A 26,622-nucleotide genomic window follows, 5' to 3' on the forward strand; every position below is an offset into this window, starting at 1 on the left:
TCTCCGCCCGGAAGCAGGGCCGGGCAGGCAACACCCGGCACCCCACGCCGGTTCGAGGGAACCGGGGCCACGCCCCTCAGCGACCCGACCACCGGCTGCGACGGCTCCCACTGGGCCGACGGATATACCTCACGGCGACTGCTTCCACCGGGCCGGTGCCGCCGTTTCCCGCAGCACATGGGCTCGGGGCCCGCTGCCATCGCCCGACGGCACGTCGGACAGGTGATCTCTTGAGGCGTCGGGGGCGGTGCTCCGGGTCAGCGGCTCCTGCGCACCCTGGCCGCCGCGCGTGCTTCCGCCGCCTTGCGGGCGTCGGCCGTCTTGCGGGACTCCTTGGGGCGGCCCGGACGAGTGCCCATGCCACGGAAGGGGGCGTTGCCGCCGCCCTTCCCTTCGACGGGCGGGCGCTTCGCCCCGGTGATGGCGGTCAGCTTCTCCTCGCCGGAGCGGACCTGGGTGACCGTCGGCCGGATCCGGGCGTCGGTCATGATCCGGTTGACGTCCCGGCGCTGGTTCGGGGTGACCAGCGTGACCACGTTCCCGGTCTCCCCCGCGCGGGCCGTCCGCCCGCCACGGTGCAGGTAGTCCTTGGCGTCGGCCGGGGGGTCGACGTTGACGACGAGGTCGAGCGCCTCGATGTGAATGCCCCGCGCCGCGACATTGGTGGCGACCAGCACCGTGATGTCGCCCTCCTTGAACTGCGCGAGCGTGTGCGTGCGCTGCGGCTGCGACTTCCCGCTGTGCAGGGCGCCCGCCCGTACACCGCTGGCCCGCAGGTGCCGGGTGAACTGGTCCACGCCGGCCTTGGTGTCCAGGAACATCAGGACCCGGCCGTCCCGCGCCGCGATCTCGGTCGCGGTCGCGTACTTGTCGGCGGGGTGGACGTTCAGCACATGGTGTTCCATCGTGGTGACCGAACCCGCCACGCGGTCGAGCGAGGCGACTACCGGCTCGTGCAGATAGTTCTGCACCAACTGGTCGACATTGCGGTCGAGCGTGGCCGAGAACAGCAACCGCTGTCCGTCCGCGCGGACCTGGTCCAGGATTTCCGAGACCTGCGGCAGGAACCCCATGTCGCACATCTGGTCCGCCTCGTCGAGCACCGTGATCCGCACCTGCTGCAGATCACAGGACCGTCGCGATACGAGATCGGCGAGCCGCCCCGGCGTCGCGACGACGACTTCGGCGCCGGTCCGCAGCAGCGCCGCCTGCCGGTTGATCGCCAGCCCGCCGACCACCGTCGCCAGCCGCAGGTCCAGCGCCTGCGCGTACGGCGCCAGGGCGTCGCTCACCTGCTGCGCGAGCTCCCGGGTCGGCACCAGGACCAGGGCGAGCGGCCGCTTCGACTCCGCTCGCATGCCTGCCGTCCGCGCCAGCAGCGCGAGCCCGAAGGCAAGCGTCTTGCCGGAGCCGGTCCGCGCGCGGCCGAGGACATCACGGCCGGCCAGCGCGTTGGGCAGGGTCGCCGCCTGGATCGGGAAGGGCTCCGTCACGCCGAGGCCGGTCATCGTCGCCGTCAGTTTCCGCGGCAGCCCGAGTGCGTCGAAGGACTCGGCGGGCGGCAGACCGGAGGCAGCCGTCTGCGGCGTCACGAGTTCGCCCGTCTGAGCCGGCGGCTTGGCGTTCATGGGGGGAACCTCTCTCCGTCTGGCGCCCGGAACGCGCCGGGGCCCGTACCCCTCGGTACGGGCCCCAACGGTTCTGAATCGTGTTCCCAGTTTACCAGCGGGCACCCCGGCCCATTCCGGCCGTCGGCCCGCCTGCTCCGTGCGACCGCCTGCCGGCACTCCGATCCCGGGCGAGGGACCGGGGCCGGGGCCGGAGCCGGAACGGAGGCGAGGACCCGTCGACTGGGCATGTGGACCCGGTCCGGGCTCCGGTGACGCCGGCGCGGACCGGGATCGCCGCCACCCACGGGTAGGCCGCGCACGGTTGGGCGAATGCCGCGAGACGCGTAGGAGGTGCATCGGCCCGCCTTCGGCGGCAGACGCCGGATGCCGGACACGGATGCGGTCCTCACCCCTTCCCCGGCGTGTGTCGAGCCGCCACCGCGCAATCGCGCGGGTAGCGTCGCTGGAACCCTTCCTGTACGTCGCCCCGGGGGATCTGCCCGTGCAGCAATCGTTCTTCCAACTGCTCGCCCGCCTCCTGAGTGACCCGCGGTGGCGCGCCTTGCACTTCCGCGCTGCGCTGGGCGTCACGTCGGCGACCGCCGCTGTTCTGCTGGCCGGCTCGGCGCTCGTGGTGCCCGCCGAGCGAGGCGCGACGGGTGCGAACATCACTTCGTACCCCAAGGCCATCTGGTGGTCCATCGAGACGGCGACGACGGTCGGGTACGGCGATCTGTATCCGGTGACCGCCTGGGGCCGGGTCATCGCCTCCGTGACGATGCTGGCCGGGATCACCGCTTTCGGCATCATCACCGCGGCCATCGCCACCTGGTTCGTCGGCCGTGCGCAGAAGGAGGCCCACAAGGTCGGCACGGCCGTCCGGCGCTACAGCCACGAGGGCGAGGATGCCGTCAGCTCGGAGTTGCGGATCCTTCACCAGAGGTTCGATCGCGTCGAGCAGTTGCTGGATCGTCGCGGCGAGCATTGACGGGACCGTCGCCGCGCTCGCCTCGGAGGTGGGCGACGACGGGCCTGCGGACCCGCTCCCGCACGAGGCCGAAGCTCTGGGCGAGCCGTGCGCCGGAAGGTCGGCTCGGCGCGGACGGCACGGCGGTCATCGCCCGGGCTCCGCCGGCCGGGGCTCGTAACTCCCCGTCTGCACGGCCGGTCGGCCGGTCTGCCGATCTACCGATCTGCCTGACTATCTGTCCGTCCGGCCGCCCGTCCGTCCGTCCGTCGATGCTGTCAGAGCCTGCGTCGATACTGACGCCGCACCGGACCGCCTGCGGCCAAGGAGGCTGAGATAGAGTCAGTCGATCTTCAGGTTCGTACGCATGGGGGGCTGCGGCAATGACCACGGACGTGACGCCTGAACTGGCCGAGGCGATCCAGCGGGGCTACGACCGGCGAGACCGGGCGAACATGGCGCCGACCATCGCCTACTTCCAGTCGCTGCTCGCCGAATCCCCCGACCACCCGGTCCTCGTGTACGAGGTCGGTGGCGCATACGACACCGCGGGCGAGGAGGAGACCGCCCGTGGCTACTACGAGCGGGCGCTCGCCCTCGGCCTCGGCGGCGACGTCCTGCGCCGGTGCCTGTGCCAGTACGCCAGCACCCTGCGGTGGCTGGGCGAGCTGGACGAGTCGCTGGCCGTGCTCGAACGCGCCCGCAGGGAATTCCCCGACTCCGACTCCGTACGCGTCTTCCGTGCCCTGACCCTCAACGAAGCCCAGCGGCCGGACGAGGCGGTGGCCGAGTTGCTCACCGTCGTCACCGAGCACGCGGAGGTCACCGACCTCGGACGGTGGGCGGCCGGGCTCCACGGTCTGGCCCAGTGGCTCGCCGACGGCCGTCCCGCGTAGGAGGCCCCCTTCGGCCCGGTTCGCGGTCGTCCCGGCCCGGTCGCCGGAGAGGCGGACGAGTGCGTCGTCAGCGCGTGCCCGTCAGCCGATGGCCATGGCCGTCTCCGCATGCGGTATCCGGCCGAGGCGGGCGGTCAGCGCCCCCGGAACGCATATGTCCCGAGGGCGCGAGGCGGTGGGGTCCGGAAGGTGCCGGTACTCAGCCGAGGGGGTTGGTGGTGTCGCGCAGGGTGGCCAGGGCCGGGGCATACATCCGGGCCTTGATCGTGCCGAGGGTGTCGCCGGCCCTGTTCAGCTGCGCCTGGGCGATCTCGATCGCGGTGGAGCGCACGGCATCCTCACCGACCGCTTGGTCGACGATGCCGACGGCCGCCGCGTCGGCTCCGCCGTAGCGGTGGGCGGTGAGCATGGCCTTGTGCGCGGTCTGCGGAGCCAGCCTGGACTGGATGAGAGCGGCCATGCCGGGAGTGAAGGGGATGTTGATGTCCGCCTCGGGCAGGCACCAGTACCCACGGTCGGCACGCATGACGCGGAAGTCGTGGGCGAGGGAGAACATCGCCCCGGCGGCGAACGCGTGTCCCTGCAGAGCCGCCACCGTGATGACCGGCAGCGACAGCATCCGCGCGAACAGCTCGTGGACGGAGACGACGTAGTCCCGGTGCTGTTCGGCGTGGGCGAACAGCCAGTCCAGGTCGAGCCCGTTGGAGTAGAACTTGCCGGTGGCTGCGGTGACCAGGGCGCGGGGGCCTTCGGTCTTCTCCACCTCATCGAGCGCGGCGCCGACCGCGGTGAGCCAGTCGGGGTGGAAGCGGTTCTCTCCGTCTCCGAGGTCGAGGACGAACACGTTGTCCTGACGGTCGAGCGAGACCATGGCGACTCCTTCGAGCTGTACTGACTGGGTGAAAGGCTGCGGACTACGACCGGGGCCGGGGCTCGGCTCCGGGTCGGCCGCGCAGGGCGTGGAGGAGAAGGTCGTGGGTCTCGGCCGATGCCGCCTCGATCGGAGCGGTGTTCTGCTCGGCCCGGCACACGATCACCGCGCTCTGGCCGCAGCACGGTGAACGCGCCGAGCCGGCGGCCGCGCTCCTCGGCCAGGCCGTGCCGGACGCAACAGCACAGCGAGGCTGAGGATCATCTGGCCACGGCTGTCACTCCGGCGCGGACTCACCCGCTCCCCCACCTCCCCCACGACGGCACGGCCCGCCACAAGCGAGCTACCTGCAAGTAACTTATGGGGCGGGCATAGAACATTCAAGAGGGGCAAGGTGATGATTCGCTGCCGGCTGCGAACCACTCATCCTCCGGCGGGCTCGCAGGGGTGACGCGGCCGCCCACCGGCCAGATCCCGTCCCGGCGTCTCACCCGGCAGGGATGCCGAGGCCCCACGCTGACACTCCCGGACTCCTGGGGCGAGCATGATCGGGCGCGCTCCCGAGCTGCCCAGGTCACCACATCGGCGACCGAGCCGCCGCAACCCGCAGATCCGAACCTCCGCATCCGCATCCGCGGCTCCCTACCGAGCGGGGGTCCGCTCGATGCCGTTCCCGCCCCGTCTCTCCATCCGCGGCACCCAGCGCCGCAGCGCCAGGCGGCAGAACGGACTGCGCGCGGCGCGAAGCCCTCCCGCGCGAGTCCGCCCGCCGCTGACGTGGCTTCGGGGCGCCGGTCCCGTCCCCGGCGCCCCGCCCGTCGGCACCGCCTTGGCGGCCGCCCCTTCGTAAGTGACGTACACAGGCTGTCTGTTGTGAAGCGAGGCCGCATCGCCGTGACCGGGTAAACAGTGTCGGCGAACCGCGCACTCCCCTTAGGCTCTGGGCGCAGTCGATCAGGGGCACCTCAGCCCTGTGCCCGAGAATCAGACAAGGAAGTGTCCCGCCGTGACGGACGTACGCAACGAAGAAGTCCTTGCCAAGATCGCGAAGGGGCTCGTCTACACCGAGTCGGAAGCCGCCTTTCAGGATTCTCTGCGGCGTACGGAGGAGATCTTCGAGTACAACCGGACTCCTCCGAGCGAAGCGAAGAGGCGGCGTGCGCTCCTCGTCGAGATCTGCGGCTCGCTCGGCGAACGTACGGTGCTGTTGCCGCCGTTCCACGCCGGGTTCGGCAGCAACGTCCACATCGGTGACGACTTCTTCGGCAACGTGAACCTGACGTTCGTCGATGACGTGGAGATCCGTATAGGCAACGATGTCATGATCGCCCCCAGCGTGACGCTGACCACGACGGGACATCCCGTGCATCCTGCGCGCCGGGCCGACTTCGGACGCTTCTCCGAGCCGATCGTGATCGAGGACAAGGTGTGGATCGGCAGCAACGTGGTCGTCCTGCCCGGCGTCCGTATCGGATACGGATCGGTCATCGGCGCGGGAAGCGTCGTCAGTCGCAGCATTCCCCCGATGACGGTGGCGATCGGCGCACCGTGCCGGGTGGTCCGCGAGATCACGGACGAGGACCTCACCACACGTTCGGCCGGACACGAGGGCCGCCCGGCACGCCCACTCACTGGCGAGTGATGCGGCCATACGCGTGAGACGCGCGCTGAGCTGCGGATGCCTGCCTGGACGGCATTCCGTCGAGGACCACACGGATGCTCGGCGCAACGAGCGACCGCCTGTCAAGAACGCCACCGGCACTGTCTACGTCGATCCCGGCCGCCACCACGTCCTGGAGATCCGGCGGGACCGACTTGAAGTGCGCGACGGCACCAGTAGGGTCCTCCTTCGCTCACGATCCGTCCTCGATGGCCGAACGCGTCGGCGACATGGTCCGGCTGACGCTCGACGCCCACGGAACGGACGACGGTCCGGTGGCCGACCTGTCGGTAGACCATGTACGCAGGCTCGTCGCCGGCGCCCACCAAGACATGCAGGACCCTCTTCAGCCTTGCCGGAACCCGGGCTGAACAGCATCTGCCGGCACACGCTGCCGCCATCAAGGCCGCCCTGGCCCGAGCACTGGACCTGACACCCACACCATGACCAGCTTCCTGACCCACCGAGAGCGCGTGCACGACGCCCGCCTCCCCCTGCACAGCCGGCACAACGCGCTGCGGACCTGCACCACTCAGTTCGCTCCGTACGGCTTCCGGGCGACGTACCACCACCTCACGCTCAGCGCCGCGATCCCCCGGCGCCTGGAGGCGGACCCGGACGCGCTCGTGCGGGCGGTGGAGGAACTGCAAGAGGCACGAGTGCTGTGGCTCGCACGGGCGGAGCAGTACGCCGCGCAACGCCGGGCGGACAAACGAGCCGGAAGGCGGGCTGTTCCGAACCCGCGACCGTGGTGGCTGCGGAACACGTGGGACGGCCCGGATCGCGCCTGGCACCTGGACCCGTCCCGCCATCCGTCGCTGCGACTGCCTGAGTACGTCCGGCGGCAGAACGCGATTCTGGACGGCGCCGAGCCGCCCGGCTGCCCGGCTTGCGGGGATGAAGGACCGCGGAAGCTGACTTCGACCGGGCACGGCTGGATCGAGCTGTGCCGTGCGTGCGCGTGGGTGTCGGCGCGCTGTCCGTGCGGGCAGTGGCACCGGCACATGCCGGAGATCCAGTTCAGCTGGAACCGCATCTGGCAGCGAGCGCACATGAGCGATGACGGCACACCGAACCCGCATTGGCCTGCGGGCTGAGGGTGGTGCGAAAATGCAGGTGAGGTCCCGGGGCGAACCTGGGACCCTGAGCGCATGCCTCGACGGATCATGTTTGTTCAGCTGAAGACGGGTTACGACACCGACCGCGGGCCCTCATGGATCGGGTGGGTGGACTTTTCAAAGACGTGGGGGACCGTGTACTTCCACGGGCGAACGCTGCGCCGTGCAGGCGGAATGTTCGATGCGAACTTCTATGACATCGAGACCGGCGAGGAGTACTGGGTCTCCGGCCCGAAGCGGAACCGTGCCGATACTCGCTACGCCCCCTCGGACCCCGAGATCGAGCCGGACGCCGCCGATGCCTATGGCGCCTTCTTGGACGGTGCGCCTCTGCCGGGCCGGGAGAACGGCTAAGGGCTGTCCCCTGAGTGGTGTCCGGCCGGGTTCCGGCGGTCAGCTGGAGCTGGGTCGCTCCACTCCGACTACCAGGAGAGGTACCAAGCGCCGCCGAACGGCTCGTACGACAAGCTCATACCTTGATGAACTCAGCGATCTACGGGGCGATTCCCCCCGGGCCATGACGACGCCCGCCATGGTTGAGTCCGGGCAGGGGCAGGGTGCGATGGTCGGCCTCCGGCAGGACCCCGGTGACGGCGAGGGCGGAGCGCTGGAACGCGGCACGGATGACGGACAAGTCACGATCAGCCAGTTGTGATGTCGATCACGAATGCTAAACCTCAAGTGCCATTGAGGTTACAGGCTGTTCCTCATCGAGGGATGGCCACCAACAACCGTCCCGCACTGCGCTGTTGAGGAGACTTTGATGCGCGAGAACCGCGTCGTTGTGGTCACCGGGGCGACCAGGCGGCAGGGGGGCGCCACCGCTCGCGCGCTGCTATCCCGCGGCTGGGAGGTGCGGGCCCTGGTACGTGACCCGGACAAGCCGCAGGCGCTGGCGTTGAAGGAGGCCGGGGCGGTGCTGGCACGCGGCGACCTGGACGACGACGCCTCGCTGGACGCGGCCCTGGCCGGGGCTTACGGCGTGTTCAGTGTGCAGACCTTCACCGGCCCGGACGGATTCGTCGGCGAAGTACGCCAGGGCAAGGCGGTAGCGCAGGCGGCGGCTCGCGCCGGTGTCGCACACTTCGTCTACAGTTCCGTCGACGGCGCCGATCGGCCCGGCCAGGTGCGGCACTTCGCCACCAAGGGCGAGGTCGAACAGCACATCGAGGCTCTCGGGCTGCCCGCGACGATCCTGCGGCCGACGTTCTTCATCACCAACTTCGAGCGCCTCGGCCCGCAGTGGGTCGACGGAGAGCTCGTGTTCACCATGGCGCTCGCCCCGCAGACCCGACTGCAGATGATCACCCCGGACGACATCGGGACCCTGGCGGCCGACGCTTTCGACGCCCCGGCCGACCACCTGGGCCGAACCATCGAGATAGCCGGGGACGAACTCACCGGTCCGCAGATCGCCGAGGTCTTCGCCCACGCCGCCGGCCTCCCGGTGCGCTTCGTACCCCAGCCGATCGAGCACATCCGCGCTCACAGCGAGGAGATGGCCGCGATGTTCGACTGGTTCAACACGATCGGGTTCCGCGCGGACGTCCCCGCACTGCGCGCGGCGCGGACCCCCCTGGCCACGCTGCAGGACTGGGTCGGCGCACACTGGTCGACGCCGACGGAACCGACACCAGCCACCTGAACCATCCTTCGTGGCGCAGGCCGCCGAGTGCTTCGGTCAATGGTCGGACACGCTGCAGGGCCTGTCCGGCGCATCTTGGCCGAGAGCCGCCAAGATGCCTGGGACCAGAGGGTTCGGATCGGTCTTGCGCCACGCCACGGCGACTCGTGTCCGCACGGTGTCGGGCTCGATCCTGCGGAAGGCAACGCCTTCGAGACGGATCCGGCGGATGCTCTCCGGGGCCAGCGACACGCCGAGACCAGTTCCCACCAAGGCGCAGACGGTCTGCCATTCCACAGCGTGCTGGGTCACTTGGGGGACGAAACCCGCAGCGATGCACAGTTCGCTGATCTGGTCGTACAGCGGCGGGCCGACGGCACGAGGCAGGAGCACGAAGGGGCAGTCCGCCAACTGCTCCACCCGGACAACTCGTTGTGCCGCGAGAGGGTGCGAAGCAGGCAGGACAGCCACGAAGGGTTCGGTCAGCACGGTCTCGAACCGGAGCTCCGCGTCATGGGCAGGCGGCTCTCGCAACAGGCCGATGTCGATCGCCCTTTCGCGCAGGGCGGCCAGTTGCGGCGTGGTGGTCATCACGCCCGGCAGACCACCACGTGACCGTACGACCCGACCCCGCGAACCCGGAACGGAGGACGCGGAACCCGGAACGGAGGACGGGGAACGCGGAACGGAGGACGGGGAACGCGGAACGGGCCGCCGCCCGGACCGCTGGTCGCCCGCACGATCCGCAACCGGGAGCTGACCGCCGGGGCCGTGTCCGGCGCCGCCGGCCTGTCGGCCGGCACCTGGACCCAGACGCCGCTCCGCCCTGCACAGCTTGGGCGCAGGCCGGTGCCAGGTGCCGATTCGGCCATTCGCATGGCGTGGAACCCCACCGTGGATCATGGACGACGCGTTGCGGGCGACGAGCGAGTCCTTGCTGCCACCGTGGCCGGAGCGGTCGCGGCGGTGCCAGGTGGCCCGGTTCGACGCAGGGCGCCCATCCGTCAGAAAACAACAAAATCTGACGTTGTCATTGTGGTGGTTGTGTTCCCTTTCTAGGGTGGGTGCGTCTCAACAGGTGTTATGCACCACACCAGTTGCACACATCGGAACCCGAGGAAGGCCCCCCGTCATGCCACACTCGAACCCGACCCCCCACTCCCACCTTGGCTACGTGAGCCGCCGCCGTCTCCTCGAAACAGGCGCTGCCGTGCTGGGCGGACTCGCCCTGTCCGGTGCGCTGCCGGGCGCCCGCGCCTTCGCCGCCGGTGCCGTACGCGACGTCCCGGCCGACGGCGACGAATGGAACGGGCGCATCGACGTCTTCCGGCTCGGCACCGAACCCCCGCATTCCACTCTCATGCCGTACGCGAACCTCAAGCAGGCTCTCGCCGCCGACCGCACCACGTCCCCGTGGCGCCAGAGTCTCGACGGCACCTGGAAGTTCGCCTACGTGGACCGTCCCGCCGACAAGAAGCAGGACTTCTACCGCACGGATCTCGACGACTCCGGCTGGGAGACCACGCCCGTCCCCTCGGCCTGGCAGCTGCACGGCCACGACTATCCGGTCTACGTCAACATCACCTACCCGTGGTGGGGGCCCAACGGACTCGGCGAGGACGCCCAGCCGCCCGCCGCGCCGACGCTGTACAACCCCGTGGGCCAATACCGACGCACCTTCACCGTGCCCGGCGGCTGGGCCGACCGGCGTACGTTCCTGCACTTCGAGGGCGTCAAGTCCGCCCACTACGTATGGATCAACGGCCACTTGGCCGGCTACCACGAGGACTCGTACACCCCCGCCGAGTACGACATCACCCCGTACCTGAAGGACGGCACCAACCACATCGCCGTCGAGGTCTACCGCTACTCCGACGGCGACTGGCTCCAGGACCAGGACATGATCCGGCTGAGCGGCATCTTCCGGTCCGTGTACCTGTACTCGACACCCGGCGTGCATATCCGGGACTTCAAGCTCGACACCCCGCTCGGGAACGGGTTCACCACCGCCGAGCTGTCCGTCACCGCGCAGGTCAAGGACTACGCGGGCGACGGCGGCGGCGCCGCCCACACGGTCGAGACGCAGCTGTACGACGCCGACGGTCACGCGGTATGGGCACGGCCGCTCGCCCAGCGCGCGGCACCGACCGGCGGCGAGGTGACCGTCAACGGCACCAAGGCCGTCCCCTCACCGCGCCTGTGGTCCGCCGAGGATCCGTACCTGTACACCGCCGTCCTCCAGCTCCGCGACCCCTCCGGCAAGGTCGTGGAGACGCTCTCGCACCGGGTCGGTCTGCGCGAGTTCGCACTCAAGGACGGTCTGATGCGGATCAACGGACAGCCCGTCACCTTCCGCGGCACCAACCGTCACGAGATGCACCCGGAACGTGGTTCGGCTCTCAGCCGTGCCGATCTGGTCGACGACGTCACGCTCATCAAGCGGCTCAACATCAACTCGGTCCGCACCTCGCACTATCCCAACAACCCGCTCTGGCTGGAGCTCGCCGACGAATACGGTCTCTATCTCGTCGGCGAGACCAATCTGGAGACGCACGGTGTCCGCGACCAGTACCCGGCCAGCCGTGCGGACTGGACGCCGGCCTGCGTGGACCGCGCGCAGAACATGGTCCACCGCGACAAGAACCATGCCTGCGTCGTCATCTGGTCACTGGGCAACGAGGCCGGGTCCGGTTCGTCCTTCCGCGCCATGCACGACTGGATCCGCTCGTACGACCCGACTCGCGTCATCCAGTACGAGGGCGACGACGGACCCGCCACCAGCGACATCCGCTCCAGGATGTACGAGTCGCCGAGCCGCATCGAGGGCCGGGCGACGGACACCTCCGACACCCGGCCCTACGTGATGATCGAGTACGCCCACTCGATGGGCAATTCCACGGGCAACTTCAAGGAGTACTGGGACACCGTCCGCCGCTACGACGTCCTGCAGGGCGGCTGGATCTGGGACTTCGTCGACCAGGCACTCAGCTGGCCGACACCGACGCGCAAACTGCTCACGGAGACCGGGCCCGCCGGGCTGAAGGGCGAGGTGATCAATCCCTCGGGCTCGTTCGGCCACGAGCTGGGTGTGAGCGGCGCGACGGTCTTCGCGCGGGACGACCGGCTCGACCTGACCGGCTCGCTCACGCTCGAAGCCTGGATGACGCCGCACGTCCGTGGCTTCCACCAGCCGATCGTGGCGAAGGGCGACACCCAGTACGCCCTGAAGCAGGCCGACAAGGGGCTGGAGTTCTACATCTATGCGAACGGGCAGTGGATCGCGGTCTCCTGGACGACCCCCGACGACGGCTGGACGGGCAAGGAGCATCACGTCGCGGGCGTCTTCGACGCGGACGCCGGAACGCTGACCCTGTACGTGGACGGCGACGCGAAGGCCACGAGGAGCACGGCCGCCTCGGGGCCCAGCAGTTCCACCGCATCGCTCTCCCTCGCCGGTGAAGTGGAGAACCCGACACGGGAGTTCAGCGGTACGATCCGCCGGGCCCGGGTGTACGCACGCGCCCTGAAGGCCGCCGAACTCGCCGACGACGGCCGTGGTCCCGGCGACGACGGCGTGCGCTTCTGGTTCGACGCGCGGACAGCCCGGTACGAGCAGAAGAAGGCCCGCGCGAAGACCTTCCACGCCTATGGCGGCGACTGGGGCGACAACCCCAACGACGGCGCGTTCGCCGGCGACGGCATCGTCCTGCCCGACCGCCGCCACACCGGCAAGGCGGCCCAGGTCAAGCGCGTCCACCAGACGATCCGCGCGAGCCTCGCGGAGGGGTCGGCGCCCGGCCGGATCACTCTCATGAACGACAACCTCTTCACCAACCTGCGTTTTTACAAAGGCAGTTGGGAACTTGTGGCCGACGGCGAGACGGTCCGGCGCGGCACGTTCAGCCGCGAACAGCTCGATGTGGCGCCGCTGAACACCAAGACCGTCACGCTCCCCGTCGACCTGCCCGGCAACCCCGCGCCCGGGACGGAGTACTTCCTCCAGCTGTCCTTCACGACGAAGGAACGCACACCATGGGCCGAGGCGGGCTTCGAGGTGGCGCGGGTGCAGTTGCCCCTCGACGTGGAAAGTCCCGCGATCGAGCCCGTTGCCTCCACCCAGGTGCCGAAGCTGTCGTACCGGAGCGGTGACGCCGACGTCGTCGTCACCGGGCACGACTTCGAGGTCGTCATCGACAGGTCGACGGGGCTCATCACCTCGTACGAGGCAGCCGGGACGAAGCTCCTCGATTCCGGCCCGGTCCCCAATTTCTGGCGCGCCCCGACCGACAACGACCGCGGGAACGGCCAGCACACCCGCAACCAGACCTGGCGGGACGCGGGCGCACGGCGCACGGTCACCGACGTGACGGTGCGCGGTCTCGACGCGCACACTGTCGAGATCACGGTCAAGGGCACCCTCCCCACGAGCACCGCCTCGGCGTACGGCACGACCTTCACCGTCTTCGGCAACGGCGAGATCAGGGTCGACAACACGCTCACCCCGGGCGCGCCGTCCCTTCCGTACATCCCCGAGATCGGCACGATCCTGCACCTGCCGGCAGCTCTGGAGCGGTTCCATTACTACGGTCGCGGCCCCGAGGAGAATCACTGGGACCGCAAGGACGGTACGGATGTGGGGCGTTGGTCCGGAACCGTCACCGAGCAGTGGTCCCCGTACCTGCGCCCGCAGGAGAACGGGAACAAGACCGACGTGCGCTGGGCGGCGCTCACCGACCGGCACGGTCGCGGCCTGCTCGTCAGCGGCGACGGGCTCCTGGAAGTCAACGCCTCGCACTTCACACCGGAAGACCTGTCCGTGGGTGTCCGCCACGACTACCAGCTCACGCCCCGTGATGAGGTGATCCTGCGGGTCAACCACCGGCAGATGGGTGTCGGGGGCGACAACAGCTGGGGGGCGCAGACACACGACGCGTACAAGTTGCCGGCTGACCGGGACTACACGTACACCTACCGGCTGCGTCCGCTCAACGACGTGCAGCACGCGACGGCCCTGTCACGTCGGCCGACGACGCTGGGCTGAAGCCGCCTCCTGACCCAGGGATGGCGGCGAGGTGACTGCGGCCCGGTGGAGGTGGGCCTGCTCGTCGGTTCGCACGGCCGGGCCGCGCTGCTGCTTGTGCCCGTTCCCACAGCGCTCGACCGGGTCCTGCCCGCTTGTACGCCTCGGCGTACAAGCGGGCGGCCGGCGGCCGGTGCGGTCGTCATTGCTGCGTTGCCGCGGGTCGCCAGGACTCCGTGCACCACCGCGCATGACGCCACTCCGACCACGGGGTTCGTGTCAGGGAGCTCATGCCCCGGCACGCCGCACGCACCGGGGCCGGGGGTGGGGAAGTGTTCACTGGCCGGGCGCCAGCACCGGGCTGTTGTGATAGGCGGCAATGAGCCACCGGCCGTCCCGCTTCTCGAAAACCCAGGTCGCGTTCACCCTGCCGGCCTCCGGGACCTCGGTCCGGCCGGGGAACAGGATGCCGGATTCGCTGACGACGATCGCGGCGTCCCTGCCGACGAAGCGGAGGCCGATGTGCCGGTTGCGGGTCGAGGTGCCCTTGAGCGGCCCGGCGAAGCCCCGGTCCATACTCTCGCGGATCACTTCGCGGCCGTCGCGGAGCGAGCCGGTCATGATGGCGGTCGCGTCCGCGGTGTAGTCGGCGACCATGCGCTCGGCGTCGCCCTCCTCCCACGCGCGGTAGGAGTCGTCCAGGACGGCCTGGATGGCGGCCTTGTCTTCTGCGCGGCTGTCGGACATCGGTTCTCCCTTGTGATCGGCTCACCGGTCTTCCGGCGAACTCGTCACTACATACCGACGGCAGGGCCCGGACTCATCGCGCCCGCGCAGAAAATCCGGGCGGGGGTCAGGTCGTCGCGAGTCCCTGAGCGTCGAGCCGGGCCGCCAGCCCGAAGGACGCGAAGACCTCGGAACCCTGGAACACCGAATTCCGGCTGATGCCCGCGGCGGTGACGGTGAAGATCTGGAGCGTATGCAGCTCGTACCCGTCGGCGACGCGCCGATAGGCGGCAAATCCTGGCTGGCCGTTGGCCGCGACCGGCTCCAGCGACCATTCCGTTCCAGCCGCCTCGAAGACCCAGTCCATGAACAGGCCGTAGTTGCCCGGTCCGGTGAACCAGTTGAGCATCGGCGGCATCTCCATGATCACGTCCTCGGTGAGCAGCCTCTTGAGGCCCTCCACGTCGGCGCGCTCGAACGCCTTCATGTAGCGATCGACCCAGGCGCGCTGTTCGGCCGTCGACGGCTCGCCGAGCAGGTCCTGTCGCACCCCGGCCTGCTTCACCCGGGCACGTGCCCGTTGCAGGGAGCTGTTCACCGATATGACGGTGGTACCCAGGATGTGCGCTGACTCGGAGGCGGAGAAGCCGAGTACGTCACGCAGGACCAGCGCACCGCGCTGTCGCGCCGAGAGGTGCTGAAGTGCGGCGGCGAAGGCCAGGCGCAGGCTGCTGCGCTCGATCACGGCCCCGGCCGGATCGCCCACGTCCACCATGGAGTCCGGCAGCGGCTGGAGCCAGCCGCGGCCCTCTCCCGGCACGAGCCGCGCGAGCGGCTCCGACGCTGCCACCAGGCCCGACGGCAACGGGCGGCTGCCACGGGCCTTCAAGGCGGTCAGGCAGACGTTCGTCGCGATCCGGTAGAGCCAGGTGCGCACCGAACTGCGCGTCGGGTCGTACTGCTCCCGCGCCCGCCACGCTCTCAGGTACGTGTCCTGGACCAGGTCCTCGGCGTCGTGGGCGGAGCCGAGCATCCGGTAGCAGTGCGCCAGCAACTCCGAACGGAAAGGCCCGATCAGGCGATCGAAGTCTTCTGCCTGAACCGTCACGCGCCCCCCTCGCCGCTGCTGTCGACTGCACGATACCCGCGGGAATACGGCATCCCGTGTGGGCCGGCCAGGATGACGGCGCCCCGTACGGGCCGGCCGGCCGTCGGGACGCTCCTTGCCCGCCGGCGCGCCATGGACGCCCTGCACGGAGCACCGACCGGGGTCCGGAGTGACCCGTCACGCTTCCCCGCGCCATGGGCACTCACTTCCGGTGCAGAATCCCGGCGGTGCGAGCGTTGGCCAGCCAGCGGGGGAACTCACCCAGCAACCGGTCGTACAGGTCGGTGTCGGAATGGGAGCGCGGGTCGCGCCCCGCGTGGAAGAACCCGGCGTTGTCCACCGCACGCTTCGCGGGAACTGCGAGATCATCAAGTCGGTGCAGGAAAGCGAACTCGTTGTCGTCGGGGTTGCCGAACCCCACGAACTGCCAGAAGAGCGGGAGCTTCGCCGCCTTGCAGACATAGCGTTCAGCGGCGAACCGGCTCGTCGGCCCACCGTCGGTCTGGAAGATCACCAACGCCGGATCACCGCTGCCGGACGCCTGGTAGTGGTCGATGACTTCGTCCATCGCCCAGTGGTAGTTCGTACGTCCCATGTGGCCGAGGTTCTGGTGGAGTTTCTCGATCCTGCCCTCGTACCGGCACAGGCTCACGTCACTGACGCCGTCCACGTCGGTCGAGAAGAACACCACCGGGACGACACCGTCGTCATCCAGGTGCGCGGACAGTGCCAGGACCTGCTCGGCCAGGTGCTGTACGGTCCCGTCGCGGTAGTACGGGCGCATGGAACCCGAGCGGTCCAGCACCAGGTACACCGCGGCCCGCACCCCCTCCAGCGTACTTTTCCGCAGACTCACCGCCGCGCTCCTGTAGAGGCTGACCATGCCGGGAGCCGTCGCCTCGACCTTGGCCAGGCTGATGGCGGAGCCGGACTCCGGCTGCGAGCTCGTCCTGCTCAATCCCGTTCTCCCCACTGCTCTGCCGGACCAGCGGCCACGGTCGCACCGCTCGACCGGCATCGGCCGGCCCGGCACCGCCTCGCATGTGCGGTCCGTATCCGTCGGCCAGGATGACACGGCCCGGCGGCGCCCGGCCGGTGGTTCACCGCCATGGCCCCGGCGGCTACGGGTCCGCTCGGCAGTCCGAAGGCCCTGCCCCGGGGAAGGCGAAGGCCGTGAAGTCGAGGGAGGAGGGCGCGACTTCCGGCCGGTGGCTCGCCGTCACGAGTGCCCGGCCATCACGATCACCTCGTCGTCCGCGCTCCAGTACCGGACCGCGGCCTTGGCGGGGTTGAGGCGCACCTCGTGGTCGATCCCCACCCGGGCACGGCCGCGGCTGCGGTATCCGATGGCGCACTCCCCGCGGCGCGAGGCCGCCTCCACGACCGTGGCGAAGGATGCCTGCTCTCCTGGACGGACGTAGTCGCCGGCGGGCTTGAGGTGGATGGCGTTGCCCCGCGGAGCCAGTAGTTCCCCGAACAGCTCGGCGAGATGCCGGTTCTGGGAGATCTGAGCCGTCAGGAGCCCGACCAGCTTGCCACTGACGATGAAGTCGGCACCGACGCCGGCGGGGGCGAGAACCCGGTTGCGGTCGTCGGTCATCTCGGTGACCACCCGGACCGGGACCCCCGACGTGCGCTCATGGTCACGCAGGAGCAGCAGCGTCACCAGCGTCCGGTCGTCCGGTGAGGCGGAGGCGGGCCCGTGATCGGGGCCGAGGACGATGACACCGTCGTAATCGATGAGGTCCACGCCGTTGACGGTCCCCGGAAGGGTCGGATCGCCCGGACCGAAGGTGACGGTCAGCGCGGGAACGGCCGACGCGGCGGCCTCCCGTACCTCCGCGGCCAGGCCCTCCCCGCCGTGGGCCACGACGTGGACGACGGAGCCTGCCGCGACATGGCCGGAGAGGTGACGCAGGATGTGCCGGGCGCGGCGGTTCCAGCCCAGGAGAAGCACCCGTTCGGGGCGCACTGCGGCCGGTGGACGGTCCGCCATCACCGACTCGTCGAACGGGGCGGGTTCATCGGTGGTGACCGTCGTGTCGTCGTCCTGGGCGATCACCACGAGCCGGTCGCCCGGGCGCAGGACGGAGGTGGGCGGCGGGTTCAGGTGGAGAGCCCCGTCCCTTCGTACGACCCCGACCACACTGGACGTGGGGCATGCCCGCAGTACTTCGGCAAAGACACGGCCGGTCTGACCCGGTGCGTCGACGACGTAGAACTCGTCACCGGCGAAGTCGAGCAACTCCTGGTAGACGAGCGACAGGCCGGGCTGCCTGGCGCACTGGGCCACCAGCCGGGCGGTGATGTCGTCGATCTCGAGCACGACCGCGCCGGGACCGGCCGCGAGTTCGGCGGCGAGACGGTACCGGGTGTCCCGCACCACCGCCACGGTCCGCACCCGGCTGTCGTCGACTGCGGTCCGCAAGGCCAACAGGTTCTTGACGATCTCCGCGTCCTCGTCCGGGTGGTCACGCGGCAGGATGAGGACGACGTCCGCCGTGGCCGGGCTGACTCGTACGAGGGCGGCCGGGTCGGTGGGCCGTCCGTTGCGGCAGACGATCCTCGTCCGGCCGGTGTCCCCCACCTCGCCGCGCAGTTCCTCCTCCATCTCGGTCACGTCCCGGTCCGCCAGGATCGCGACGGCGCCTCGGCGCTGGTTGGCGTTGGCTGCGACGAGTTCGGTCACCACGGTGAAGATCTGGTCCGACCAGCCGAGCACGACGGTGTGACCGCTCTCCAGCACCGTGGAGTGGCCGCGTCGCAGGGCGATGAGCTCCTCGGTGATCGCTGTGGTGATGAGACCGACGAGGGTGGAGACGTAGAAGAGTGCCATCAACGCCAGCAGGACCGACAGGGCGACCCGCAGCGGTGAACCGACCTCTCCTCCCAGCCTGAGAGTCTGCCCGACGCTCCGCCACACGGCCGCCGTCTTCGCCTGTGCCGTGCCCGGGGCCCGGTCGTCCGTCCACACCAGCAGCGCGCTCACCGGAACGACAACAGCCAGGCAGGCGGCGGCGAGCCAGCCGATGAGAACGGTCACCCCCTTCGCCAGCGTGTTGTCGAACCAGTACCGGGCGCGCGCGTACCTCGGAGAACGTGGCGGTGTCCCCTGCTCCGGGCGAGGTGCTCGGGCCGGTGCGCTCCGTGGCTGTCTCTGCTTCCCCACGCGGGCGCCGTCCGCGCTCCGGCGGCCGCCCCGACTCTTGATCATCCTGTACACAGCAGCAGCGTGGGGAATCACTTCCTCCGCCGCACGGGTATCCGGCGGCGTTCATCCGATAGGGATCAGAACCGGGGAAACGGCTGGGGGCCGACCGGGGCCCGGCGACCGACCGTGTCCGGGCCACGCCCGGCAAAGGCCGCTGAACCGGCACGGGCGACCAACCCCTTGCAGGACGGAAGGGGCTCCGGGAACGCATCACGGCTCCCCCGAGCGCGGCCCGAGCAACTCCTCGGCAGCCAAGACGTTTCGTGCGACGCGGGCGGCCGCGGGCGGGGGCTCTTGATCACCCCGCTCGGCCACCGGACCGCACCGCCGCCGGGGCCGGCGCCCGGGCGGGCGACACGCCTTCAAGTGATGAACTCTGCACACCCCATTGACATGCCCATTGCTCTATCGCTTTTATGGCGCCGGGCCGCAAGCCATCGGCTCCCGCCCCCGGAGGAACGAGAGTCCACCCCGGGGCCGGGACCGGCGATCGCTCGCGCCACCACCATCCCCCATGCCATCAGCGGCACGGTACGCGACAGAATGGGAGCGCTCCCATGATCACGTCGCCGGGCCTTGCCGACGAGAGAGGAACCAGCACCGTGCTCCACCCTCTCCGCCTTCTCCGACGAGCAGTCAGAACGGTCACCGTCACGGCGGCCGCTCTCCTCCTCCCTCTCGCGGGTTCCCAGGTGGCCACCGCTGCCGCCGCCGCGCCGGGTGCCGGGTACTGGCACACCAGCGGTCGTCAGATCCTGGACTCCGCCAACCACCCGGTCCGTATCGCCGGGATCAACTGGTTCGGCTTCGAGACGTCCAACTACGTGCCCCACGGCCTGTGGTCCCGCGACTACAAGAGCATGATCGACCAGATGCAGTCGCTGGGCTACAACACCATCCGGCTGCCTTACAGCGACGACATCTTCACCGGCACGGCACCCACGAGCATCAACTACTCCGCGGGCATGAACAGCGACCTGCAGGGCCTCGACTCGCTGGGGGTGATGGACCGGATCGTGGAGCACGCGGGCAGCATCGGCATGAAGGTCATCCTCGACCGGCACCGGCCCGACGCCGCCGGCCAGTCGCCGCTCTGGTACACCGCGTCCGTCCCGGAGTCCACCTGGCTGGCCAACCTCAAGGCGCTGGCCGGCCGCTACGCCGGCGACGACGCGGTGATCGGCATCGACTTGCACAACGAACCGCACGACCCCGCCTGCTGGGGCTGCGGCGACACCACGAAGGACTGGCGGCTGGCAGCACAGCGCGGCGGCAACGCCGTACTGTCCGTCAACCCCGCTCTGCTGGTGTTCGTCGAGGGCGTTCAGACCTTCAACGGGGTGTCCGGCTGGTGGGGCGGGAACCTCATGGGTGTCGGCCAGTACCCGGTCGAGCTGAGTGTGGCGAACCGCGTCGTCTACTCGGCGCACGACTACGCGACCAGTGTCGCCCAGCAGCCCTGGTTCGGCGACGCGGCCTTCCCGGCCAACATGCCCGGCGTCTGGGACAAGTACTGGGGCTACATCTTCAAGCAGAACATCGCGCCGGTATGGGTGGGCGAGTTCGGCACCACGCTCCAGTCCGCCACCGACCAGAAGTGGCTGAAGGCACTGGCCGACTACCTCCGGCCGACAAGCCAGTACGGCGGCGACAGCTTCTCGTGGACCTTCTGGTCCTGGAACCCCAACTCCGGTGACACGGGAGGCATCCTCAAGGATGACTGGACCACCGTCGACACCGTGAAGGACGGCTACCTGGCGAGTATCAAGGCCCCCGGATTCGGAGGCGGAGGCGGAGGTGACGGCGGCGAGACCCAGGCCCCTTCGGTTCCGGCCGGCCTCACCGTCACCGGAACCACCAGCGCGTCGGTCTCGCTGTCGTGGACGGCGTCGTCCGACGACACCGGGGTCACGGGTTACGACGTCTACCGCGGTTCCACCAAGGTCGGCACGGCCACCGGAACCGGTTACACGGACTCCGGTCTGACGGCCGGGACCTCGTACGTGTACTCCGTCCGGGCACGCGACGCGGCGGGCAACACCTCCGCCGCGTCCGCCCCGGTGACGGCCACCACGTCCGGCACCTCCGGCGGCACCGGCGGATGCACGGCCTCGTACACCGTCAACGGCGACTGGGGGAACGGTTTCGGCGTGGACGTGACCGTGACCAACACGGGCACCACGAGCGCCGCCGCATGGAAGGTGAGCTGGACCTGGTCGGGAAGCCAGAAGGTCACGAACATGTGGAACGCGGTCTACACGCAGACCGGATCCACGGTCGGCGTCACGAGCTCTCCCTACAACGGCAGCCTGGCGCCCGGTGCGCACACGAGTTTCGGCTTCCAGGGAACGCCTGGCGCAGGCGGCGTTCCGACCGTCAGCTGCACCACCTCCTGACGCGGCAGGACACGTCCGCCCCGGCCGGAAACACTTCCGCCGGGGCGGGGTGCCGTGCCGGTCGTTCAACTTCTGCAAGGCTCCGGGGTTCACCCGGTCCGCTTTGCCGACCGGGTAGGAGCGGGTGCGGAAATCGTGGCCGCTCGCCGGGAGACCGCCCCGCTGTCGCTGTCCTGCGACAGATCCTTCAGTACAGGTCGCCCACGGCGAGCCGCTCGGCCAGCCTCTGGAACTCACCGAGGTCGTAATTGGCCAGAACCGAGTCGAGATTGGTGAGGGCTCCCACGTGCTCGATGAATCCCTGGGGGTCGTATTCGATCTGCAGGGTCAGCCGGCTCGATTCGTCGTCCAGCCGATGGAAGGTGACGACGCCGGCGTGGTGCACGCCCTGCGTCGTCTTCCAGGCGATCCGGTCCTCCGCCACTACCTCGGTGAGTTCAGCGACGAAGCTCTTCTCGGCCCCCGGCAGGGCGAGCTGCCAGGCGAAACGGCGCTCGTCCAGTGGATCGACGCGCTGGACATGGCTCAGGAACCTGGGCCACTGCGCCACATCGCTCCACAGTGCCCAGCTGATGGCCACCGGGGCCTTGATGTCGACGGTCTCGACGATCGAGGAGGACATGAGGTCTCCCTTCGTAGGTTCTTCGCGGGATCACAGAGCCCGTTCCCGCACATCGCGACAGGGGGGGTCCGTCCGGCGTATCAGGCAGGTGTGGCCAGCGCGAACGGATGCCCGGCGGGATCGGAGTAGAGGCGCGTGTCCCGGACGCCCCCGTTGTTCTTCGTGTCCATGGGACGCGCGCCGAGACCGACCGCCTCGCGCTCCGCCTCGTCCATGTCCTCACGTGCCACCAGGATGCGCAGGTGGGCCTGCTGGGAGTCATCGGGGCGCGGCCAACTGGGGGGCGCGTAACCGTGATCCCTGCGGATCGCGAGATGCACCCCCGTGTGGCCCACGACTTCGACGGTGTCGAGATCGTGACCGACGTGAACCTCCGCGTTGAGCAACACGGCGTAGAAATCGGCCAGTTCCCTCGGCTCCGCACAGTCCAGCACCAGCACGCTCGTTTTCGGCACCGCCATGGCCATCCTCCTGTTTCGCGGGATCCGGGCTCCGGACGTCGTTCCGCGTACCCGCACCCGAGGGCCGCACACCCGGCGGCCGGACGGAACGACGGTCCGAGGAGTCCGGCACTTGTGTGCGAGCCCTCGTGGTGAGGCGTACGGATCGTTCCGCATGGGGTCGGCATGGGGGGAGGAACCCGGGACGCCATCGGCGCGGCCATGGCTCTGTGTATGGCTTCCCCTCCGCTGACTGCACCGGTGCGCGCCGGCCGGCACCGGCCGTGAGCGCATACTGGCCTTATGGACTCGTCCACGCGTGCCGCCTTTGGCCTGCGGGCACGACTGGGCAGCGCGATATTCGCCCAGGTCGCAGGTCCCGCAGGGCCGGAGAACCGCGCCCGCATCCACGGAGAGCCCGGCCCCCGCTGGTTCGGCCCGGACCGGCCGATTCGCGCGGTCCACGGTGATGCGTCGATGTTCATCGGTGGGCTCCGGGCCCTGCTGCTCCAGTCCTTGCACCCGTTGGCCATGGCCGCCGTGGAGGCTCATTCCGGTTACCGGGGCGACCCTTGGGGGCGGCTCCAGCGCACCAGTACCTTCCTCGCCGTGACGACGTACGGAACAGCGGACGACGCGCAGCAGGCGGTCGACCACGTCCGTGCCGTACACGGCCGCGTGCGCGGGACGACCCCGCGCGGGGAGTCCTACCACGCCGCCGATCCGCACCTTCTCGGCTGGGTCCATGTGGCCGAGGTCGAGAGTTTCCTGCTCGCCCACCAGCGGTTCGGAGCAGAACCGCTCGATGCGGCCGGGTACGACGGCTACATCGCCGACACGGCGCGAGTGGCGCAGGCACTGGGCGTCACCGACCCTCCGCGCAACCGCCGGGAACTCGCTGCCCGCCTCGGGGACTACCGGGGTGAACTGCGCCCGACGAAGGAAGCCCGCGAGGCGGCACGCTTCATTCTGCTGCACCCGCCCCTGCCCTGGGCTGCCCGAGCCCCCTATGCCGTCCTCGCCGCGAACTCCGTCGCCGCCCTCCCCCGGTGGGCCCGTACGTCACTGGAGCTGCCCCGGCTTCCCACTCTCGCCGAGGCGTGCGTGACCCCGACCGGGCGAGCGCTCACCGCCGCGATTCGCTGGGCGATGGCGCCCTCCCGCCCGCCCGTGCAGTCGGCGTGACCGCCGCCGTACCTCGCGCCCGCCCCGCCTCATGAACCGCCTCAGAGGCGCAGGAGCACCGCCCGCGTTCCCAGCGTCGGCACGTCGAGCGTCGTCGCGCCCTCCGCATCCGGCTCCAGGAGCTCACCGGCCGCGCCGAGGTAGTCGGCCGCCACGGTCTCCGTGACGGGAAAGCCGGGGGTGATCCGGCAGGCGACCGGCTCCTGCGCGTAGGACTGGAGCCTGACCAGCACCTGTCCCGGGGCGGGAACCGTCAGCCCCACGACGCGCACGCGCGGATCTCCGACCGTCAGGAGTTCGTAGGAGGCGTCCGGCCCGGCGTTCTCCTCGCCCAGCGCGCGCACGGCCAGCAGGGGGCGGCTGCCGGCAGCGGCCGTGCGCATACCCAGCTCGGGGCCGGTGGTGTGCGGGGCGTGCCCGAAAGCCACGCTGTAGCGGAACACGTGGTCGAATGCCTGCTCGGAGGGGAAATTGGTGTCCCAGATGTTGTTGTGCACCCAGGAGAAGAGGGTGCCCGGCTCGTCCTGGGCCAGCGACTGCGGGTAGGGCGCGTACGGAATCGCGATCCCGCCCACCTGCACCAACGGGGCGTCCTGCGTGGCCACGGCGGCGACCAGGGCCTCCTCCTCGAAGCTCACCCAGCGCCGTACGGCACGCATGTGGCGCGCCGATCCCGGCACCGTCGGAAGACCGGTGCCCGTCATCCCGCCGGTGGCCTCCATGCGGACGACCGGCTCTGGCATGGCGAAGGGGAAGGCGAAGAACGCGCTCTCCTTGGTCAGGGTCGCGCCCTTCACGATCCGGTTCTCCAGATCGATGCGCGCCTGCCCGTGCGGGAGGTGTACGCGCACCCTCAGCAGGTCCGTGCCGGCCGGCGCGCACTCGTAGATCAGCGTCTCCCCGGTGGCGTCGCCGAAGCGGTCCACCAGCGCGGCCGGAGGGGCGGCCGTCCGGGAGGCGAGCAGGTGCATCGACCCGTTCGCCGTGGTCTTGCTGGACTGATGGTTGAAGCCGCCGGCCGTGGCGTACTCGTCGTACACGTATCCGTTGAGGCCGAGCGTCGCGTCCTGCCGCACCAGTTCCCGGCCGGTCCGCTTGTCGATGACGGAGCCGATCCACGCGGCACGCAGATCCACGCTCACCCGCAGGAACTCGTTCTCCAGCACGGTGGGCTCCGCGGCGCCGGTCGCGGCGGCCGCCTCTGTTTCCTCCCCCGCGACGATGTCCACGCGGACAGCCCCGTGCGCGGGCACGTCGGCCAGCCGGAACAGAAGGAATCGTCCGGCGGCCCGGTGCAGTTCGTTCGTCTGGGCCTTCTGGGTGTACCGCAGCACCGAGCCGTCGCGCGCGTCGAGCACACGGACCGGATCTTCCAGCGGGACCGTGCTCTCCGGAAGGAACAGCCGGACCGTCTCGGAACGGGGCCAGCTGCACGTGTTGGTCACGTAGTAGCCGGCCGCGGTGCCCGCACGCGGCGAGAGGCGGCCGCCGAGTGCCGCACCGGCGCCGTCGAGCAGCGTCTTCGCGTCATCGTGGGCACGCAGCGCCTGCGCGTACTTCCAGTGCCACTGCCGTTCGCCGGACGCATGGCCGTGGTCGCCGTGCGTCCAGGGGTCACCGCCGCCCCAGGTGTGTTCGTTGAACAGGGAGGCGGCCCGGTAGACCTCGGGAGCCGACGCGGTGATTCCGGCCGCCGCCGCACCGAGGATCTCCGCGTGCCCGGCCACTGTCTGGGCGTCGGCGAGCGCCGCCTGACCGTCACGGGTGGCCGCGAGCGGGACGGCACCGGCGCCGACGCCGTCCACCCACCAGTCGCTCCAGTCGCCCTCGAAGGTCTCCAGCCGGTCCCCGTAACGGGCTTCCGCGTCGACGAAGAAGTCCTCGTTGCTGGAGGTGCGCAGGGTGGGGAAGGCCCATTCCTCGTTCCACCGGCGCACGGTGTCCGCGATGACGCGGCGCGGCGGGCCGTTGTCCGCGAACTTCCCCAGCACCCGCAGGTGCAGGATGTCCCAGGGGTACGGATCGCCCTTGAACTCCTCGTCCAGGACCGGGAATCCGGGGATGCCGCGCCCCTCGTGCGGGTACTGATGGGCGGCCAGTGCCGACAGGTAGGGGGGCAGGAGGTCGTCGACCCGGTCGAAGGACTCGTCGAAGCCCAGGATCGAGCCCTCCATGTACGCCAGGCCGTGCGGGGTGTCCGTGCGCCACACCAGCACGCTGCGACCGCTCGGCGCCTGCCACCGGAACAGCCTGGGCAGTTCGCCTCCGCCGGTGTGGTGGGGCACCGCCCGGCCGGCCCAGTTGTGCGCCACCGAGAGGTAGCGGATGCCGCTGTCCGCGAGTACGTCGGGCAGTCCGACGACCTGCCCGGGGACGTCCGTCTGCATCGCTGTGGTGATGTCGATCCCGTGCCGTTCACGCAACTCTCGTACGGGGCGCAGGAGTTCGTGCAGCTCGTCGGTGGAGCAGGTCTCCGTGTGCAGGTTGAACGGCATCGCGGTCAGCTCGATACGGCCTTCGCGCACCCGCTCCAGGAACCGGGCGACCTGCTCCGGCGGACGGTTCTGCGACCAGTTCTCGAAGCTGAAGAAGCCCTCGACCGCCCAGCGGAACTTCGACGCGTCGGGCCGGTCGTCCGTCGCACGGCACAGTTCGAGAAGGGAGTCGAGGTACTTGCGGCCCTCGGCGAGCACCGTCCCCTGCGGGTCCGTGTATCCGATGTCGAGGTGGGCGTGCTGCACCAGGTGCAGCGTCCAGTGCCGCTGCGGGGTCAGCAGCACCTCGATGTGCTCACCCGGCGCCAGTTCGGGCAGCTCCACCCGTACCGGGAGGGGCGAGTCGGCCTCGGGGACCAGCAGCCGGGTATCGCCGTCGGGGCCGGGTATCAGCTCGCAGCGCAGGGGCGTACCGGACAGGGTGGTCACGTGGGCCCGTGTGAGGGGACGGCCGGCCCCCACCCGTACGGACTGCAGGAGTCCGCCGTCGCCGTCATGACGCAGCAGTGGCTCGCAGGAGAACCTGACGGCGTGTCCGCCGAGAACGCCGGTGGCGCTCACGCCGCGGTCGCGCAGGATGTCGCGGGCGATGTCGGAGTCCCACCAGGAAGGGCGGGACAGGTCGGGGCGGGGCATGGAGAGGGTTCTCCGCTCTGGCGTGGTGTGCCGGTTC

The 26,622-nt window shown here is 69.9% G+C and carries 21 protein-coding genes; 11 read left to right on the forward strand and 10 right to left on the reverse strand.

Going from position 1 to position 26,622, the window contains the following annotated elements; genetic code table 11:
- Positions 1–257 precede the first annotated feature (257 nt).
- A complete protein-coding gene (locus tag ACGFZA_RS13815; protein ID WP_393679035.1) occupies positions 258–1,628 on the reverse strand; it encodes a DEAD/DEAH box helicase in 1,371 nt (456 codons plus the stop codon).
- Between the two features lie 484 nt (positions 1,629–2,112).
- Between ACGFZA_RS13815 and ACGFZA_RS13820 the strand changes: the two genes are divergently transcribed.
- Together ACGFZA_RS13820 and ACGFZA_RS13825 are read left to right on the forward strand one after the other, a co-directional pair.
- On the forward strand, positions 2,113–2,598 hold the full coding sequence (locus ACGFZA_RS13820; RefSeq protein WP_393679036.1) for a potassium channel family protein: 486 nt from the start codon (positions 2,113–2,115) through the stop codon (positions 2,596–2,598).
- Positions 2,599–2,960: 362 nt separating this feature from the next.
- Positions 2,961–3,473: a tetratricopeptide repeat protein gene (locus ACGFZA_RS13825; protein ID WP_385272189.1), complete on the forward strand. Its 513-nt coding sequence runs from the start codon at positions 2,961–2,963 to the stop codon at positions 3,471–3,473.
- Between the two features lie 199 nt (positions 3,474–3,672).
- On the opposite strand, the gene ACGFZA_RS13830 is transcribed toward ACGFZA_RS13825, so the two are convergent.
- Positions 3,673–4,344, reverse strand: a complete 672-nt coding sequence (locus tag ACGFZA_RS13830; protein WP_385272186.1) for an enoyl-CoA hydratase-related protein — start codon at positions 4,342–4,344, stop codon at positions 3,673–3,675.
- A 1,006-nt stretch (positions 4,345–5,350) separates the two neighbouring features.
- On the opposite strand from ACGFZA_RS13830, the gene ACGFZA_RS13835 reads away from it, so the two are divergent.
- The 6 genes from ACGFZA_RS13835 to ACGFZA_RS13860 all read left to right on the forward strand — a co-directional run bounded on the left by ACGFZA_RS13835 (position 5,351) and on the right by ACGFZA_RS13860 (position 8,767).
- A complete protein-coding gene (locus tag ACGFZA_RS13835) occupies positions 5,351–5,986 on the forward strand; it encodes a sugar O-acetyltransferase (RefSeq protein WP_385272183.1) in 636 nt (211 codons plus the stop codon).
- A 227-nt stretch (positions 5,987–6,213) separates the two neighbouring features.
- Positions 6,214–6,375, forward strand: a complete 162-nt coding sequence (locus tag ACGFZA_RS13840; RefSeq protein WP_385272180.1) for a hypothetical protein — start codon at positions 6,214–6,216, stop codon at positions 6,373–6,375.
- Positions 6,376–6,447: 72 nt separating this feature from the next.
- Positions 6,448–7,101, forward strand: coding sequence for a hypothetical protein (locus tag ACGFZA_RS13845; protein WP_385272177.1), 654 nt, complete (start codon positions 6,448–6,450; stop codon positions 7,099–7,101).
- Between the two features lie 54 nt (positions 7,102–7,155).
- Entirely contained in the window at positions 7,156–7,476 is a 321-nt protein-coding gene (locus ACGFZA_RS13850; protein WP_385272174.1) for a hypothetical protein, read from the forward strand.
- Positions 7,477–7,639: 163 nt separating this feature from the next.
- Positions 7,640–7,777 carry a hypothetical protein gene (locus ACGFZA_RS13855; RefSeq protein WP_393679037.1) on the forward strand — a complete coding sequence of 46 codons (138 nt, stop codon included), beginning with the start codon at positions 7,640–7,642 and terminating at the stop codon, positions 7,775–7,777.
- Positions 7,778–7,885: 108 nt separating this feature from the next.
- Entirely contained in the window at positions 7,886–8,767 is an 882-nt protein-coding gene (locus ACGFZA_RS13860) for an NmrA family NAD(P)-binding protein (RefSeq protein WP_393679038.1), read from the forward strand.
- A gap of 36 nt (positions 8,768–8,803) precedes the next feature.
- On the opposite strand, the gene ACGFZA_RS13865 is transcribed toward ACGFZA_RS13860, so the two are convergent.
- A complete protein-coding gene (locus tag ACGFZA_RS13865) occupies positions 8,804–9,337 on the reverse strand; it encodes a LysR family substrate-binding domain-containing protein (RefSeq protein ID WP_393679687.1) in 534 nt (177 codons plus the stop codon).
- A 541-nt stretch (positions 9,338–9,878) separates the two neighbouring features.
- On the opposite strand from ACGFZA_RS13865, the gene ACGFZA_RS13870 reads away from it, so the two are divergent.
- Positions 9,879–13,787 (forward strand): glycoside hydrolase family 2 TIM barrel-domain containing protein, encoded by a 3,909-nt coding sequence (locus ACGFZA_RS13870; RefSeq protein ID WP_393679039.1) that lies wholly within the window; start codon positions 9,879–9,881, stop codon positions 13,785–13,787.
- A gap of 315 nt (positions 13,788–14,102) precedes the next feature.
- Here the strand turns inward: ACGFZA_RS13870 and ACGFZA_RS13875 are convergent, their stop codons facing one another.
- From ACGFZA_RS13875 to ACGFZA_RS13890, 4 genes are all read right to left on the reverse strand, one after another.
- Positions 14,103–14,513 (reverse strand): SgcJ/EcaC family oxidoreductase, encoded by a 411-nt coding sequence (locus ACGFZA_RS13875; protein WP_385272162.1) that lies wholly within the window; start codon positions 14,511–14,513, stop codon positions 14,103–14,105.
- Between the two features lie 106 nt (positions 14,514–14,619).
- The gene (locus ACGFZA_RS13880) at positions 14,620–15,600 is read right to left on the reverse strand and encodes a sigma-70 family RNA polymerase sigma factor (protein WP_393679040.1); all 981 of its coding nucleotides are present in this window, start codon (positions 15,598–15,600) and stop codon (positions 14,620–14,622) included.
- A gap of 202 nt (positions 15,601–15,802) precedes the next feature.
- A complete protein-coding gene (locus ACGFZA_RS13885) occupies positions 15,803–16,483 on the reverse strand; it encodes a vWA domain-containing protein (RefSeq protein WP_385272655.1) in 681 nt (226 codons plus the stop codon).
- 336 nt (positions 16,484–16,819) lie between these two features.
- Positions 16,820–18,643, reverse strand: a complete 1,824-nt coding sequence (locus ACGFZA_RS13890; protein WP_393679041.1) for an NAD-binding lipoprotein — start codon at positions 18,641–18,643, stop codon at positions 16,820–16,822.
- Between the two features lie 725 nt (positions 18,644–19,368).
- Between ACGFZA_RS13890 and ACGFZA_RS13895 the strand changes: the two genes are divergently transcribed.
- Positions 19,369–21,207 (forward strand): cellulase family glycosylhydrolase, encoded by a 1,839-nt coding sequence (locus ACGFZA_RS13895; protein ID WP_385272154.1) that lies wholly within the window; start codon positions 19,369–19,371, stop codon positions 21,205–21,207.
- Positions 21,208–21,394: 187 nt separating this feature from the next.
- Here the strand turns inward: ACGFZA_RS13895 and ACGFZA_RS13900 are convergent, their stop codons facing one another.
- Positions 21,395–21,829 (reverse strand): SRPBCC family protein, encoded by a 435-nt coding sequence (locus ACGFZA_RS13900; RefSeq protein WP_385272152.1) that lies wholly within the window; start codon positions 21,827–21,829, stop codon positions 21,395–21,397.
- 80 nt (positions 21,830–21,909) lie between these two features.
- On the reverse strand, positions 21,910–22,290 hold the full coding sequence (locus ACGFZA_RS13905) for a VOC family protein (protein WP_385272149.1): 381 nt from the start codon (positions 22,288–22,290) through the stop codon (positions 21,910–21,912).
- A gap of 282 nt (positions 22,291–22,572) precedes the next feature.
- Between ACGFZA_RS13905 and ACGFZA_RS13910 the strand changes: the two genes are divergently transcribed.
- Entirely contained in the window at positions 22,573–23,454 is an 882-nt protein-coding gene (locus ACGFZA_RS13910) for an oxygenase MpaB family protein (RefSeq protein ID WP_393679042.1), read from the forward strand.
- A gap of 41 nt (positions 23,455–23,495) precedes the next feature.
- On the opposite strand, the gene ACGFZA_RS13915 is transcribed toward ACGFZA_RS13910, so the two are convergent.
- Positions 23,496–26,585, reverse strand: a complete 3,090-nt coding sequence (locus ACGFZA_RS13915; protein ID WP_393679043.1) for an alpha-mannosidase — start codon at positions 26,583–26,585, stop codon at positions 23,496–23,498.
- Between the last annotated feature and the right edge of the window lie 37 nt (positions 26,586–26,622).

Origin of the sequence: Streptomyces sp. NPDC048211 (genome assembly GCF_043202315.1) — a bacterium.
In the GTDB taxonomy this organism is placed as follows: domain Bacteria; phylum Actinomycetota; class Actinomycetes; order Streptomycetales; family Streptomycetaceae; genus Streptomyces.

What these genes read in the sequence shown, in the direction of transcription:
- ACGFZA_RS13815 (WP_393679035.1), bottom strand. Translation starts at nt 1,628, where the DNA reads ATGAACGCCAAGCCGCCGGCTCAGACGGGCGAACTCGTGACGCCGCAG.
- ACGFZA_RS13825 (WP_385272189.1), top strand. Translation starts at nt 2,961, where the DNA reads ATGACCACGGACGTGACGCCTGAACTGGCCGAGGCGATCCAGCGGGGC.
- ACGFZA_RS13830 (WP_385272186.1), bottom strand. Translation starts at nt 4,344, where the DNA reads ATGGTCTCGCTCGACCGTCAGGACAACGTGTTCGTCCTCGACCTCGGA.
- ACGFZA_RS13840 (WP_385272180.1), top strand. Translation starts at nt 6,214, where the DNA reads ATGGCCGAACGCGTCGGCGACATGGTCCGGCTGACGCTCGACGCCCAC.
- ACGFZA_RS13845 (WP_385272177.1), top strand. Translation starts at nt 6,448, where the DNA reads ATGACCAGCTTCCTGACCCACCGAGAGCGCGTGCACGACGCCCGCCTC.
- ACGFZA_RS13850 (WP_385272174.1), top strand. Translation starts at nt 7,156, where the DNA reads ATGCCTCGACGGATCATGTTTGTTCAGCTGAAGACGGGTTACGACACC.
- ACGFZA_RS13855 (WP_393679037.1), top strand. Translation starts at nt 7,640, where the DNA reads ATGACGACGCCCGCCATGGTTGAGTCCGGGCAGGGGCAGGGTGCGATG.
- ACGFZA_RS13860 (WP_393679038.1), top strand. Translation starts at nt 7,886, where the DNA reads ATGCGCGAGAACCGCGTCGTTGTGGTCACCGGGGCGACCAGGCGGCAG.
- ACGFZA_RS13865 (WP_393679687.1), bottom strand. Translation starts at nt 9,337, where the DNA reads ATGACCACCACGCCGCAACTGGCCGCCCTGCGCGAAAGGGCGATCGAC.
- ACGFZA_RS13870 (WP_393679039.1), top strand. Translation starts at nt 9,879, where the DNA reads ATGCCACACTCGAACCCGACCCCCCACTCCCACCTTGGCTACGTGAGC.
- ACGFZA_RS13875 (WP_385272162.1), bottom strand. Translation starts at nt 14,513, where the DNA reads ATGTCCGACAGCCGCGCAGAAGACAAGGCCGCCATCCAGGCCGTCCTG.
- ACGFZA_RS13885 (WP_385272655.1), bottom strand. Translation starts at nt 16,483, where the DNA reads ATGGTCAGCCTCTACAGGAGCGCGGCGGTGAGTCTGCGGAAAAGTACG.
- ACGFZA_RS13895 (WP_385272154.1), top strand. Translation starts at nt 19,369, where the DNA reads ATGATCACGTCGCCGGGCCTTGCCGACGAGAGAGGAACCAGCACCGTG.
- ACGFZA_RS13900 (WP_385272152.1), bottom strand. Translation starts at nt 21,829, where the DNA reads ATGTCCTCCTCGATCGTCGAGACCGTCGACATCAAGGCCCCGGTGGCC.
- ACGFZA_RS13905 (WP_385272149.1), bottom strand. Translation starts at nt 22,290, where the DNA reads ATGGCGGTGCCGAAAACGAGCGTGCTGGTGCTGGACTGTGCGGAGCCG.
- ACGFZA_RS13910 (WP_393679042.1), top strand. Translation starts at nt 22,573, where the DNA reads ATGGACTCGTCCACGCGTGCCGCCTTTGGCCTGCGGGCACGACTGGGC.
- ACGFZA_RS13915 (WP_393679043.1), bottom strand. Translation starts at nt 26,585, where the DNA reads ATGCCCCGCCCCGACCTGTCCCGCCCTTCCTGGTGGGACTCCGACATC.